This is a genomic window from Lacrimispora sp. YZC11 (assembly GCF_057543815.1).
Map to the genome: position 1 here is coordinate 143,951 of NZ_BAAJYQ010000020.1, position 14,608 is coordinate 158,558.

Genomic DNA, 14,608 nt, shown 5'->3' on the forward strand with positions numbered 1-14,608 from the left:
AAAAGATAAGCGGGAATCGGATGAGACTTCCGCTTTCTTTTTAAAATTTTTTGAAAGATTGAGGTTCATTATGAGTGTACAATATATTGAGGACAAAAAGGTGTTCCTGTTAAATACGAAGAATACAAGCTACCAGTTCCGGGTGGCGGAGTATGGATTTTTGGAACACCTGTACTATGGAAAAAAGATATCCGATGCAGCAGATTATCTTCCTGTGAGAATCCGCCATGGGTTTGAAGCCAATCCCTATGAGTCGGAAAAGGACAGAACCATCTGCCTGGATGTGCTGGAACAGGAATATCCAGGGTTTGGAGTTTCGGACTTCCGGGTTTCTGCAGTCAGCGTGATTAATGGGGATGGCTCCAACTGCATTGATTTAAGGTATGTGTCACATAAGGTATCAGACGGAAAATACCGCTTACATGAAATGCCATCTTTACGGGATAATGGCGGCACTTGGCAGACTCTGGAGGTTCTGATGGGGGATCCTTATACCCAGGTGGAGGTGACTCTTGTTTACGGTGTTCTGGAAGAGTATGACATCATCACCAGATGCGCCAGGATTCAGAATGCAGGAGAAAAGACCGTGTTTGCCAATACAGCTCATTCCACCTGTATTTCTTTCCCTACGGATCAGATGGATATGATCAGCTTCTACGGAAGCTGGGGCCATGAGCGGTGTGCGGAGAGAACTTCCGTGAGACACGGGAAAATCACAGTGGACAGCGCCAGAGGTATCTCCAGCCATTATCAGAACCCTTCGGCCATCCTCTGCAGCCCTGACGCAACAGAGGATGGGGGAGATTGCTACGGAGTTGCCCTGGTTTACAGCGGAAACTTTGCAATCACCACAGAGGTCAACGATTTTAAACAGACAAGACTGGTGGCAGGCATCAACCCGGAAACTTTTTACTGGGAGCTATCAAAAGGCAGTGTATTTGAAACGCCGGAAGCAGTCATGACCTATAGCTCCCAGGGCCTATCCAAAATGAGCCATAATTTCCACCGGGCAGTGAAGCATCACCTGATTCCCAGCCAGTTTATCAATGAGAGGTGTCCGGTTCTCGTCAACAACTGGGAGGCAACCATGATTGATTTTGATGAAGAAATGCTGGTGAACATTGCTGAAAAGGCAAAGGAGCTGGGTGTTGAGATGTTTGTCATGGATGATGGCTGGTTTGGAAGAAGGACCGATGAATACAGGGGCCTTGGGGACTGGCAGTGTAATTTAAGTAAGCTGCCAAGCGGAATACCTGGATTTTCTGCAAGAATTCACAATATGGGGTTAAAGTTCGGTATTTGGATCGAACCGGAAATGGTCAATGAGGATTCCAGGCTTTATGAAGAGCATCCTGACTGGTGTATCAAGATTCCGGGAAGAAAACCAACCCGCCAGAGATATCAGCTGATCCTGGATTTTGGCAGGGATGAAGTGGTGGAGGCTATCTTTCAACAGCTTTATGAGGAATTTAAGGATGCACAGATTGATTACATCAAGTGGGATATGAACCGGAGTATGACGGACCGTTTCTCAGGAGCTCTTCCGGCCCACAGGCAGGGAGAGGTTTGCCACAGGTATGTGCTGGGACTTTATAAGCTGATGGATAAGATGACAAAGGCTTTTCCAAACGTGCGGTTTGAAGGCTGCAGCGGAGGCGGAGGAAGGTTTGATATGGGAGTTCTTTACTACATGCCCCAGATCTGGTGCTCCGATGATACGGATGCGGTAGAAAGGATTCACATTCAGTACGGAACTTCCATGATCTATCCGCCTTTTGTCATGGGATCCCATGTTTCGGAGTGTCCCAACCAGCAGACGGGAAGAACGGTTTCCATTGATACAAGAGCGGCTCTTGCCTATTTCGGAACCTTTGGGTATGAGCTGGATTTAAATGAAATATCAGAGGAAGAACAGGAAGCGGTCCGCAGGCAGGTAAAATATTATCAGGAACATGGACTTGTGTCCGCTCATGGAGACTATTACCGGCTGACCAACCCGGAAAGTGAGCGGGAATATGGGGCGTTTATGTCTGTCTCCCAAGATAAAAAGGAGGCTGTCGTAGGATATGTGCAGCGGGTTTCCGGAGCGAATAAGGGAATTATTTACTTAAAGCTGCGGGGGCTTGAGGAGCAGACTGTGTATGAAATTCAGGAGCTTGGCATAAAGCTTTCCGGGGCAGCACTGATGTACGCGGGACTGCCTATGCCGGTGATCAAGGCGGACAATGAAGCCAGGGTGTTTACCTTGCTGGCACGATGAGGGAAGTGTTCGTCCGGTATTGAAATTTTTTAAAGGAATATGGAAAGAAAGAATCGGAAATGGGAACACAGCAGCTGTTGTCCCCGCCTCCGATTCTTTTCGGTTATAAGCGCAGCCATTAAACTTTTTGTGTTACGCATAGAATTTAATTATTGACAAAAAAACATAGAAATGTTACAATCTCATTGTGCTAATTTACTTAGCTTTTTTTTATAAAATATATGTAAAGGTTTTCACATATATATTTTCACCATAAATACCCCCCTCGCTTTCATTTCGGGGAAAAGGCAGAGGTATAAAAGAATGAGTATTGGTATTAAAGAAGTTGCAAAAGAGGCGGGAGTATCCATAGCAACGGTCTCAAGAGCGTTAAATAATGAAGGCTATGTAAGTGAAAGTGCCTATAAGAAAGTGGTGGAGGCCGCAAAACGGTTAAACTATGAGCCTAATTATCTGGCCCAAAGTTTGCTGAAGCAAAAAACCAACATCATCGGCGTAGTGGTTTCTGATATTGGCACCAGCTTCTTTTCAAAAATATTAAAAAGCATTGAAAACTGTGCCTCAGAAAAAAACTATAGTATTATGATTTGCAATATTGAAGAAGATTTAGAAAAAGAAAAAAAGTATTTAAGCGTATTTAAACGCATGTGTGTAGACGGCATTATTCTGACCAATGAACAGACGGATGAGGAATTGCTGAGCCAGTTGGCCACCATGTCCGATATTCCCATGATTGCCTGCAGCTGCCATATCAATGGAATTTCATGTGCCAGTGTTAATATTGATGATTATAAGGCGGCGTATGATGCCGTTGCTTATCTGCACAGGCTTGGGCATAGAAAAATAGCTTATATCGGTGCAGAACTTCACGATTTTACGGTAGGCAGCCAGCGCTATGAAGGGGTAAGGGACTCACTGGCTGATAAAGGCTGTCCCATGAAGGAGCAATATGTCTGGCTTTCCGGCTTAAAGATAGAGCATGGCTATAAGATGATGAAAAACCTGATTAAAACCTGTAAGGATGATCTGCCTACCGCCATATTTGCGGGAAGCGATGATGTGGCAGTAGGCATCATGAACTGTGCATTTGATTTCGGATACCGTGTTCCGGAGGATTTTTCTATACTGGGTTTTGATAACAGTGAAATTTCAGCCAGCATGCGTCCGGCCATCTCTACGGTTCATCAGCCCATAGAAGAAATCGGATATTTTTCGGTGAGCACGCTAATTGACTTAATTGAAAGGGATGAACGGCAATATTCAAACCTGATACTACCTCATAAGATTATTGAGAGGGATAGCTGCATAAAAATTTTTCCTTAAAAGGAGAAATTTTTGCCTGATGTGTAAAGCTTTACATATAAAAATATACTGTTACAAGGGAGCAAAAAACCATGAAAGAAATAGATGTCCTCATAGCAGGTACCCCTAATATTGATCTGATTGTACCGCCATACGATGAGCTGCCGGGCCCGGGAGAGGAAATACGGGTGGACAATATGTATGTGCAGTGCGGCGGCGGCGTGGCCATTACAGCCATAGGGCTCAGCAAGCTTGGAATGAAGACCATGATCTATGGTGCGGTACATAATGATTTATTTGGTGAATTTATCTTACAGGAAATGCGGAAATACGGGGTAAATTTCGAAACCAGGCTATCTGAAAAAAGCACCGGTCTTTCAATCGCGCTGGATGTAGACAAAGACAGGCGGTTTATCACATATGACGGCTGTGTAAATGAGGTTATGCCAAAGGATATACCTAAGGGTCTGCTGGAAAAAACGCGGCATACCCACCTGACAAATTACAGGGGACGCATAGACCTGGAAGAATATCTGCAATTTATTGAAGATGCACATAGAGCTGGAGCTACGGTTTCCATGGATGTAGGCTGGGATGATACGGGACGATGGGATGAATGTATATTCGAAATAACAAAGAAATTGGATGTTTTCTTTATCAATGATAAGGAATTAATGGAATACACCCGTGCGGCCGGTTTCGATGCGGGGATTGAAAAACTGAGCGGTTTTTGCTCACATGCCGCCATAAAGATGGGGGCCCGGGGATCCCGGCTGCTGACAGGCGGCGAGGTTATCCATGGTAAAGCTTACAGCGTAATCTCTCTTGATACCACCGGTGCCGGCGATTCATTTAATGCAGGGTATTTGTATGGATTCTTAAACGGTTTATCTCCTGAAGAATGCCTGAAGGCTGCCAACTTTTGCGGAGCCTCCTCGGTACAGGGATATGGCGGATATGAAAAAGTTCCAAATCTAAAACAATTAAAGGAGGAGTTAAAATGAAATTAGTAATTCTGGGCGGAGCAGGTGTAAGAACTGTGTTTTTTACCAATGGCGTGGCCCAAAAGGCGGATCTAATGGGCATTACCGAGCTGGTTCTTTTTGATACGGATGAAAAAAAGCTGGCTATTATGGGAGCATTATCCAAGTATGCGGCGCAAAAGGCAAATCCGGCGCTGGCAGTAAGTACAACTTTGGATATACGTGAAGCTGTTTCCGGAGCGGATTATGTAGTGACCACCATCCGTGTGGGATATGACGAAGGCCGTGTGATCGATGAAGACATTGCCATGAAGCATGGTGTGCTGGGGCAGGAAACCACCGGAATCGGCGGATTTTCCATGGCTCTCAGGACCATTCCTGTGATGAAAGAATATTGCAGGATTATAAAGGAACTGGCACCAAAGGCATGGATATTTAACTTCACCAACCCTTCCGGTCTGGTAACCCAGGCCCTTCGAGACGCCGGCTATGACCGGGTACTGGGGATCTGTGATGCGCCCAGCGGCACAAAGATCAATATGGCGGAAGCACTGGGGATTCCGGCCGGCGAATTGAGGGTACAGTTTGCAGGACTGAACCATCTGTCCTTTGTAACAAGTGTTTTACATAACGGGAAAGAGTTATTGCCGGAGTTATTAAAAGATGATGAATTTTTAAGGAAAGTAAAAGAGTTTTCCATGTTTGAACCAGATGTGATCCGCACCATGGGACATCTGCCCAATGAATATCTGTACTATTTCTTTTACCGGAACAAAGCAAACCAAAACGTCCAAGGCAGCCAAAAGGCACGGGGACGGGCCGTAATGGAAAACAATATTGAGATGTTTAAAGCCCTTTCGCAGATGACCCCGGAGACTCAGATCGAGGAAATGCTGCAAACTTATTTACGGTTTATGTACAACAGGGAGTCTACCTATATGGTTAATGAGACCAAACAGGCATTGGTTCATAAGCCTTTTGACGGTCAGATACCCAATGCGGAAGGCTATGCGGGGGTTATGATGAATTATCTTTTGACCATGGCTACCGGAGAAGAGCGGGAGATGGTTTTATCCATTCCGGATTCGGTTGGGCACTTTGGGCTGAAAGCCGGTGATGTTATGGAAATTACTAGCAGGATTACAAAAGACGGCATCGTGGTGGAGGAAAGAGGGGAACTTTCTCCGGCCGCCCAGGCGATGATTCAGAGTGTAAAGGCATATGAGAATCTGACGGTAGAAGCAATTAACACAAAGTCAGTTCAAACTGCCCAGGCTGCTTTGATGGCACATCCTTTAATCGGCGATTATCCACTTGCTAAAGAGCTGGTGGAAGATATATTAAGCGCACATAAAACTTATTTAGGAGAATGGAATTATTAAAAGGAGGAAATTATCATGAAAAGAATTTGGGGTTATGCATTGGCAGCTATCATGGGGGTCTCAACTTTAACCGGATGTGGTTCAGGGAAGACTGCAGCCACCACAGCAGCTTCAACAGCAGCTGCAGCCGATCAAACAACAACAGCGGACTCATCTAAGGCACCGGAACCGGCAGCAGGTCCATCTGGAAAGGTTGTTATCTACACCGGCAGTGGCCCGGAGATTACAGAACCGATTTATGCGTTGTGGAAGGAAAAGTATCCTGACATTGAAATTGAGGAGGTAAAGAGCGGAACCGGCGAATTGCTGGCCAGAATCAGTGCGGAAAAGGATAATCCCGGCGGTGATGTTCTTTGGGGTGGTGATACATTTTTGTATCTGTCCAATCCGGATTTATTCGAAGCCTATGACTCCAAAGAAGATGCAGATATGATTACCCGGGACCCGGACCACAAATGGCATTCCTACGTAATTATGCCTCAGACGATACTGGTAAATACGAAGCTTATAAAATCAGAAGCCGACTATCCGAAGACCTTAAAGGAATTAACAGATCCAAAGTGGAAAAAGGCTAAGATCGCCTTGGCAGATCCCTCCAAATCAGGTACCGGTTTGTCTCTTGTAAAAGGCATGGCTTCTTTATATGATTGGGATTATATGCAGCAGCTGCTTATAAACACGGAGGTGTACCCCAGCTCCGATGCTATGTTTGCTGCTGTAAAGGATGCGACGAATCCGGTAGGCTTTATCAATGAGGACTTAGGCTACAAATGGGAAATGAGCGGTGAGCCTGTTAAGATCATTTATCCGGAAGATGGGGTTACATATAACGTGGAAGCGACCGGGATCATCAAGGGTGCCAAAAACATGGATAATGCCAAGCTGTTTCTGGACTTTATTTTAAGCAGGGATGTACATAAAGTTTTACAGGATGTTGTAAAAAGACGTTCTGCACGTACCGATATGGCTCCGCCGGAAGGTTTAGGTGATTTAAGCTCTTATAAGCTGATTGAATCGAAATTTAATTCCAAGGATGAAGTACTGGATAACTTTACAAAAGCACTGGATGCTGCCAGAAAATAAAAAGTAAGAGGTGACAGGTTGTATGAAACGTTTGAAAGACCCTTGGATATACCTTACGTCCCTTTTTGTTATCCTCAGCATTGTTGCAATTATTATTCCCATGTTTTGGATCTTTGCTTCCGCTGTGATGCCTAAAGAAGGCGGTATATCCCTCATAAACTTTGTTAAATTCTTTACCGAGCGAACCACGAAGAGCGCCTTTAAAAACAGTTTGATACTGACTGCAATTATCACCCCTGTCACCGCTCTGATTGGCGTTCCCATCGCGTACTTTATGGCGCGGTATAAAATCAGGAATAAAAACCTGATTATTACATTGATTACCATGGCTTCCTGTGCCCCTCCCTTTTTAGGGGCACAGGCCTGGGTAATTTTACTAAAACGATTTGGGTTTTTTAACTGGCTGATTCAACTGGTAACTGGTATTGATGTACCTTTCAGCTTAAAGGGCATTCCCGGAATTGTATGGGTAAATATATGGCCCCTTTCCGCCCTGGTATTCCTTACCTGCTATGAAGCTTTTATCGCACAGGACCCTGCCCATAAGGAAGCTTCTTTAAGTCTGGGCGGCAATAAAACCAACACGTTGTTTAAAATTGAATTGCCCCTGGCTCTGCCGGGAATTCTTACAGGGCTGCTGATGGCGGGTCTTGGTGCTTTCTCCGACTTTGGTGCGCCTTATATGCTGGGTGGTGAGTTTCCGGTTATGCCGGTTATTATTTACAATGAATTTGTAAGCGAGATGGGAGGCAACTTATCCAAAGCAGCTACAGCAGGTATCATTATGTTGTTTATTGCCGGTGCATTTTTGTCATTGCAACGGATTATTCTGGCTGGAAAGGCTTATTCCTCTATTTCGTCGAAACGATATGTTGAAAAAACACCGGGCAGGCTGCTTGGTTTTGCAATTACCTTTATTATATTTCTTTACGTTATAATTTCATTTATGCCGCACATTACGCTGCTGGTCTATTCCCTGTTCCGTTTTAAGAACGGAAAGCCTATTATTGACTTTGCAGCAAATGGACTGCCCATAATCAGGCTTACATTGGAAAACTATTATAATCTGTTTTCCCATTACTACCGCCCGATCTTAATGACCTTCTTCATGTGTGGTCTGGCCACTGTTTTAAACATTGTGGTAGGTGTGGGCATTGCATTTATCATTGTACGCAAGCGGTATAAACTGTTTTCCACTTTTTTGAACTTTTCGGTTATTATTCCTTATGTGGTGCCGGGGATGACCATGGCCATCGGCTATATTGTTGTGTTTAATAAACCACCTATTGTACTGACCGGCACATGGATGATTTTAGTATTGTCTTATTTTATCCGGAAGCTGCAGTTTTCCGTTAAAAACGCAGAAGCTGCCCTGTATCAGGTGCATCCCTCTCTGGAGGAAGCGGCGTTAATGGTAGGGGCGAAGCCCGGCAGGGTGTTCATCGATGTTACACTAAAACTCATGATGGGCGGGGTCTTAAGCGGCAGTGCCCTGGCCTTCACACAGATCATGACTGAGTTCAGTACCAATATCATGCTGTACAGGCCGCCGTGGGAAAACATGGTTGTGGTTATCTTTCAAAAGGCTATGTCGGCCAACACCGATTTTGGCATTGCATCCTCTATGGCTGTACTGCTGATGATTTTCGTATTTGTGCCCATGTATCTTTTAAGCAGAATGGGACGGGAAAATGTTAAGTTTCAGGAGAAAGGTTAAGGGGTGGAATTATGAACGATAACATATCGCTGAAACCGGCATCAATAAAAATTGATCATGTCGTAAAAAAATTTGGTAAAGTAGAAGTATTAAAGGGAATTGATATTAATATTCAGCCGGGGGAATTTTTTACTTTATTAGGGTCTTCCGGCTGTGGAAAAACAACTCTGCTGCGTTTGATCGCAGGCTTTGAGGAGATAACCGGCGGACATATTTCTTTCGATGGAAAGGATATTTCCTCTTTAAATCCGTGGGAACGAAATGTGGGCTTTGTGTTCCAAAACTATGCGCTTTGGCCCCATATGACTATTTATGAAAACATTGCTTATGGACTGCGGATGAGGAAACTTCCGCAAAATGTCATTGATGAACGTGTGAGATGGGCCCTGTCGGTGGGCGGCCTGGAAGGGATGGAAAAACGGCATCCCGGCCAGCTTTCAGGCGGGCAGCAGCAGCGAGTGGCAATTGTCCGGGCATTGGTTATTCAGCCTAAAGCTCTTTTACTGGATGAGCCACTTTCCAATCTGGATGTAAAGCTGCGTATTAAAATGCGTAAGGACATAAAGGATTTACAGCGACAGGTAGGCATCACGGTTGTATATGTGACTCATGACCAGGAGGAAGCGCTGGAGATTTCGGATAGGATTGCAGTATTCGAAAAGGGAGTTGTACAGCAAATCGGAAGGCCTCAGGAGATTTATAAAAACCCGGCAAATCCGTTTGTAGCACAGTTTGTGGGCACCAGTAATTTTATAGAGGGAAATATATCAGATGGGGGTATCATCACTCATTCAGGAAAGCCCATACCGCTTAGCACCGGTATTCAGGGAGTGGGAAGCGTGAAGCTTTGCTTCCGTCCGGAGCATGCACAACTTGGCCGCGCACAAAAAGAAGGGGCCTTCCCGGTTACAGTGAAAAGTGCGGCTTACCGGGGCAACTGCGTAAACTGTGTGGCAGAGGTGGAACCGGGTCTGGAATTGACCATTAATGCGGATGAGGAATTTGAATCCGGTGAAAAGCTATGGGTAAGCATTCAAAAGTATTCTTATTTTAAATAACGATGATCGTGATAAGAACGTATGGGGGAGAATTTATTGATTTATTCCTTGTAATAGTAGTTGCTGGAATATCCCTTGAACCCTTTAAAACTTGCTTGAGGCTTATATATTTTATATAGGAGATGAGAACGTGAATAAGCAGATTGGTATTGGCCTGAATGCTGACTGGATAGACGGTGATGACAGTAAATTGCGGTATTGTCTGGAGTTGGCCCGGAAATCGGGCGGGAATTGCTGTGAACTGATTATGCATTCTATGGATGTACTCTTAAATGGCAGACTTTTGGAGCCACGGGTTTCGGCTGTGAAGAAAATTTTAATGGAATATGATTTTACTTACTCCATTCATATGCCCTATAGCTTTCATCCTCATGCCATGGGAGAGATGGAACGTTTGGCGTTTTTTAAGTCATGCATTGACTTTGCAAAACAAATTGGTGCCCAAAATATCACCGCCCATGCCAGTCCCATATCAGTGGAGGATGAAGACGGCCTTTTAATGGACATTGCCTATTATAAAGAAATAGCACAGTATGCCGGAGATATCCGGATTGGGATAGAAAACCCGTACTACTCAGGAGATGTTGAAAAATTTCGTATGATGCTGGGAGTAAATCCGGAAGATTTAGCATTGCATGTCAAGAGAATAGGCTGTAATAATTGCGGGATTACGTTAGATTTCGGCCATGCCTATCTGTCGGCTATAAACTATAACCGGGATTATGTGTCAGATATCCGCAAGATGGCTCCTTTGGCCGTGCACCTTCATGTACATGATAATTTCGGAAAGCATGGCGAGATGAAAAATTACATGGATAATTTTTCAAAGGGAATAGGAGATTTACATCTGCCGCCTGCCTGGGGGGAGATACCCTGGGGATCAGTGCTGCCCTTTTTTGATAAGTTTAAAGGAATTTATATTTTGGAGACGGAATTCCGGTTTTATCATTATTTTCATACGGGTGTTAAATTTTTATATGATGCAGCAAAAATTTAGGAACATAGATGTCAGTGTATAATGAATCCAAAGGAGGGTCTTGATGGATTGCATTGTACCTAAAAGGGCTGGAATAAGTACTCCTGAAGGGTTCATTTATAAAAAATAAAGTACTTAGAGGCATGTCTCAAGCCTCTAAGTACTTTATTTTATAAAGCGTTTCAGATCAGCAGCCGTCCTAATCTGTTGCTTCTATATCCACAGCCTCTTTACTTTGCATCAATGACTTCCTTCGCCATACCAATTAAATCATCACAGCTCAAATCATCAAAGGAGCTGAGCAAATAATCCATACCATTCTCACTCCAGCTTACATAACGGTATACCTTACGCTCTTCTTTGTCGCTTCCGTAGCTGATCATCAGCTTGCCTTCTTCCTCAAGATTTGAATCTTCCGCAGATGGTTTTGCATCTGGCGGTAAAAACAGATAATTATCTTCGCAGGCTTTTAAAGTGATATCCTGATAAACGTCCTGTTTTTTCACAGCGGAAGATCCCTGAGGAATCATGTCCTGATGCTCATGGATGTTAAGTGATGCACGATAATTTTCCCCATAGCTGGCATTAAGCTCCGGGTAGGTAATCAAAGGATTCTGGTTCTCATCCCTTCCTTCTACCTTTGTAATAGAGCCTTCGTTAAAGGAAAGTCCATTTGAAAAGGCATCCACTAACTTTGGAACGGTTCCCATCTGGCGTTCAGCCAGTTGGATCAGCTCAGCTTTTGAATGAACCATTTCGTCCCGGGAGGTAGAACTCAACAGGCCTGTAATTTTACCGCCTGCTATTGCCGTAACAGTTCCCATTACCGTTATTGCACACATTGCGGCCAAAGCGGCCACCATTCTCTTTTTACTAAATTTCATAATTCCACTCCTCATTTCTATTTTTTTATGAATTTCTCCAAGACAACGATTCTCTGCCTGCGCATCCGGCTTTATCTGATCCAGCCCGGACTTTATGATATGTTTTAATCTGTCATCCTCAAACTTATCCATGGCAAAAACCCCTTTCCATTTCTGTTTTTTCAGTGCCGTCAGCTTTCAATAAATCCTTCAGCAGTTTTCTTGCTTTATGCAGACGGGATTTTACCGTCCCTTCCATGGCTCCTGTAATATGGGCAATCTCTCTGGTGCTCAATTCATTATAATAATACAGAAGAATCACGGTACGGTATTTTATATCCAGATGTCTGAGTGCTGCCTGGATTTCTTTTGCTGTCTCTGCCTCTAAAACAGATTCCAGTGGTTCGTCCGCTTTCTTATCTTCCCGGATGTGCTCCGCACTCTTTTTTTCCTCCTCGTTTTCTAAAATACCTTCATAGGAGATCTCAGCTCTTCCTTTTTTCTTTCGTTCGAGCCGCCAGGCTGTCCTGACCAGAATCTGATACAGCCACGGTTCAAAGCGTTCCGTTTGTTTCAGTTTTGACTTGTAAAGATAGCATTTAACAAATGTCTCCTGTAAAATGTCCTCACTGTCACTTCGGTTACCAGTAATAAAATACGCCATACGGTATAGCTTTCCGGAATAGGAACGGTATAGTTCGTCAAATGCTGCTTCGCTGCCATTTATCATGCTTTCTACCAAAGCCCCTTTTTCTTCTATCATAACCTGTTTCCTTTCCTTTTTTAGATGCATCTGATAATAAGAGTCACCTAAGTACCATTTGGTTCATTTTTTATAGTTTTTATTTAAAATATATAAAAATAAAAGACCGGATACGGGAAACCAACCGCTGTTGTTCCCGTCTCCGATCCTTATGGCCTAGGCTTTTGATTTCAGAGGCCGCTAAATTCCATTTTTATTTCTTTTAATTACCTTAAGCCTGGTGAACTCTTCCCTGTCCTTTTCTTCCAGTGAATTGGTAATATTCTTAGTCAGCGTCTCATACCTGGGAATCGTAATATTCTTTAAGGCGTTGGCCCGTTTCTGGGTCCTTTTAATACTGTTTGCCAGACGGTAGGCGGAGTTTTCAACCATGGAGAGCTTTACCGTCAGTTTTTTTACCTTTTCAAACTGGTAACGGGCCTCGTCTAAGGATTCCCTGGTGCTGTAATAGGCATAAGTCAGGTTTAAAGGCATTTCATCATGCTCGACCAGGGGAATCTCTGTTCCCATGATGCTCCTGGTCTTGATTCGCACCGAATTGTCCACAGGGACTGCCATGGCAATATCCTGCACATAGTTGATTCCCAGCTCTATGTTGGCCTTTTGCAGGGACTTGTAAGCGGAAGTGAAGGTGACATCAATTTCCGACTGAATGCCTTTTGCTTCATCAATCAGGCTCATCAGTTCCTTGATGAGGATGTTCCGTTTTTTATCCATCAGTTCATAGCCCTGTCTGGCTAAAGCCAGAGAGCTTTTCGCAAGGATTAAATTCCCCTTGGTGGGAAATGTATTGGGATTCATGAATATCCCTCCTATTCTTCCGATCCTTCAAGGGTGGTTGGCTTGTAATACTGGTCTAAGACCTTGGTGTCGACGCGGTCCAGTTCGGCCCTTGGAAGAAGCCCTAAAAGCTCCCAGCCGATGGTCAGGGTTTCGATGATGTTCCGGTTGGCATGATTTCCCTGTCCAACAAACCGGTTTTCAAATTCCTTGCCAAACACCAGATATTTTTTATCAATCGGGGAGAGTTCATCTTCGCCGATGACCGATGCCAGGGCTCTGGCGTCTCCTACCTTGGCATAACAGGAGAATAGCTGGTTTGCCAGACCTTGATGGTCGGCCCTTGTAAAGCCTTCTCCAATACCGTCCTTCATCAGACGGCTTAAGGAAGGAAGAACGTTAATAGGCGGATAAACCGACTGGCCGTACAAGCTGCGGTCCAGGACGATCTGCCCTTCCGTGATATATCCCGTAAGGTCTGGAATGGGGTGGGTGATGTCGTCGTTTGGCATGGTCAGTATGGGAATCTGGGTCACGGAACCATGCCGGCCCTTTACGATGCCGGCCCGCTCATAAAGGGAAGCCAGCTCACTGTATAAATATCCGGGATAGCCCTTTCTGGAAGGGATCTCGCCCTTTGAGGAGGAAACCTCACGGAGAGCCTCCGCATAGGCTGTCATATCGGTCAAGATGACCAGTATGTGCATTCCCTTTTCAAAAGCCAGGTATTCCGCCAGGGTAAGTGCCACCTTTGGCGTGATCAGACGTTCCACCACAGGATCGTTTGCCAGGTTGATGAACATGGCCACGTGGTCGGAAACGCCGCTTTCCTCAAAGGTACGGCGGAAGAAGTCGGCCACATCGTATTTCACGCCCATGGCAGCAAATACCACGGCAAACTTTTCACTGGATAGGGCGTCATCTCCTAAGGAGGCCTGCTGTACGATCTGGGCTGCCAGTTCGTCATGAGGAAGGCCATTTCCGGAGAAGATGGGAAGTTTCTGGCCCCGGATCAGGGTCATCAGCCCGTCAATGGCTGAGATTCCCGTGCGGATATAATCTCTTGGGTATTCCCTGGTAACAGGATTTAAGGGTTTTCCGTTAATGTCCAGACGGATTTGGGAGTTGATGTCTCCAAGCCCGTCTATGGGCTCACCGATTCCGTTAAAAGTACGTCCCAGCATGTCTTCGGACACGGCAAGCTCCATAGGGTGTCCAGTGAGGCGGGTGTGGACATTTCTTAAGGCTAACCCATCGGTTCCTTCAAATACCTGGATGATCGCCTTATCCTCGTAAACCTCAATGATACGCCCCAGTTTCTTTGTCTTTTTTTCTACGGTCATTTCCACGATTTCGTCGAAAGCAGCATTCTGGACGCCTTCTAAAACGACCAGGGGACCGTTGATTGCACTTAGTCCTAAATATTCGATAGCCATAGTCT

12 protein-coding genes are annotated in these 14,608 nt (G+C 44.8%); 8 read left to right on the forward strand and 4 right to left on the reverse strand.

The window, feature by feature from the left end; translation table 11 throughout:
- Nucleotides 1-70: 70 nt before the first annotated feature.
- The 8 genes from AC27IJ_RS22105 (at nt 71) to AC27IJ_RS22140 (ending at nt 10,782) form a co-directional block, all read left to right on the forward strand.
- Nucleotides 71-2,260, forward strand: a complete 2,190-nt coding sequence (locus AC27IJ_RS22105; RefSeq protein WP_487150831.1) for an alpha-galactosidase — start codon at nt 71-73, stop codon at nt 2,258-2,260.
- Between the two features lie 303 nt (nt 2,261-2,563).
- The gene (locus tag AC27IJ_RS22110; RefSeq protein WP_312440860.1) at nt 2,564-3,583 is read left to right on the forward strand and encodes a LacI family DNA-binding transcriptional regulator; all 1,020 of its coding nucleotides are present in this window, start codon (nt 2,564-2,566) and stop codon (nt 3,581-3,583) included.
- 71 nt (nt 3,584-3,654) lie between these two features.
- Entirely contained in the window at nt 3,655-4,566 is a 912-nt protein-coding gene (locus AC27IJ_RS22115) for a carbohydrate kinase family protein (protein WP_487150833.1), read from the forward strand.
- Nucleotides 4,563-5,927, forward strand: coding sequence for a family 4 glycosyl hydrolase (locus tag AC27IJ_RS22120; RefSeq protein ID WP_312502440.1), 1,365 nt, complete (start codon nt 4,563-4,565; stop codon nt 5,925-5,927). The genes AC27IJ_RS22115 and AC27IJ_RS22120 overlap by 4 nt, the downstream gene beginning before the upstream one ends.
- A 15-nt stretch (nt 5,928-5,942) precedes the next feature.
- Nucleotides 5,943-7,010, forward strand: a complete 1,068-nt coding sequence (locus tag AC27IJ_RS22125; protein ID WP_312440863.1) for an ABC transporter substrate-binding protein — start codon at nt 5,943-5,945, stop codon at nt 7,008-7,010.
- Nucleotides 7,011-7,032: 22 nt separating this feature from the next.
- The gene (locus tag AC27IJ_RS22130; RefSeq protein WP_312440864.1) at nt 7,033-8,727 is read left to right on the forward strand and encodes an ABC transporter permease; all 1,695 of its coding nucleotides are present in this window, start codon (nt 7,033-7,035) and stop codon (nt 8,725-8,727) included.
- Nucleotides 8,728-8,738: 11 nt separating this feature from the next.
- Nucleotides 8,739-9,785 (forward strand): ABC transporter ATP-binding protein, encoded by a 1,047-nt coding sequence (locus AC27IJ_RS22135; RefSeq protein ID WP_312440865.1) that lies wholly within the window; start codon nt 8,739-8,741, stop codon nt 9,783-9,785.
- A 130-nt stretch (nt 9,786-9,915) separates the two neighbouring features.
- Complete coding sequence (locus tag AC27IJ_RS22140; protein WP_312440866.1) at nt 9,916-10,782, forward strand: sugar phosphate isomerase/epimerase family protein; 867 nt, start codon at nt 9,916-9,918, stop codon at nt 10,780-10,782.
- A 209-nt stretch (nt 10,783-10,991) separates the two neighbouring features.
- On the opposite strand, the gene AC27IJ_RS22145 is transcribed toward AC27IJ_RS22140, so the two are convergent.
- The 4 genes from AC27IJ_RS22145 to AC27IJ_RS22160 form a co-directional block, all read right to left on the reverse strand.
- On the reverse strand, nt 10,992-11,777 hold the full coding sequence (locus AC27IJ_RS22145) for a hypothetical protein (protein ID WP_312440867.1): 786 nt from the start codon (nt 11,775-11,777) through the stop codon (nt 10,992-10,994).
- On the reverse strand, nt 11,770-12,387 hold the full coding sequence (locus AC27IJ_RS22150) for an RNA polymerase sigma factor (protein WP_312440868.1): 618 nt from the start codon (nt 12,385-12,387) through the stop codon (nt 11,770-11,772). The genes AC27IJ_RS22145 and AC27IJ_RS22150 overlap by 8 nt, the downstream gene beginning before the upstream one ends.
- A 180-nt stretch (nt 12,388-12,567) precedes the next feature.
- Nucleotides 12,568-13,188: a V-type ATP synthase subunit D gene (locus AC27IJ_RS22155; RefSeq protein WP_312440869.1), complete on the reverse strand. Its 621-nt coding sequence runs from the start codon at nt 13,186-13,188 to the stop codon at nt 12,568-12,570.
- A gap of 11 nt (nt 13,189-13,199) precedes the next feature.
- On the reverse strand, nt 13,200-14,603 hold the full coding sequence (locus tag AC27IJ_RS22160) for a V-type ATP synthase subunit B (protein ID WP_312440870.1): 1,404 nt from the start codon (nt 14,601-14,603) through the stop codon (nt 13,200-13,202).
- Nucleotides 14,604-14,608: the final 5 nt, after the last annotated feature.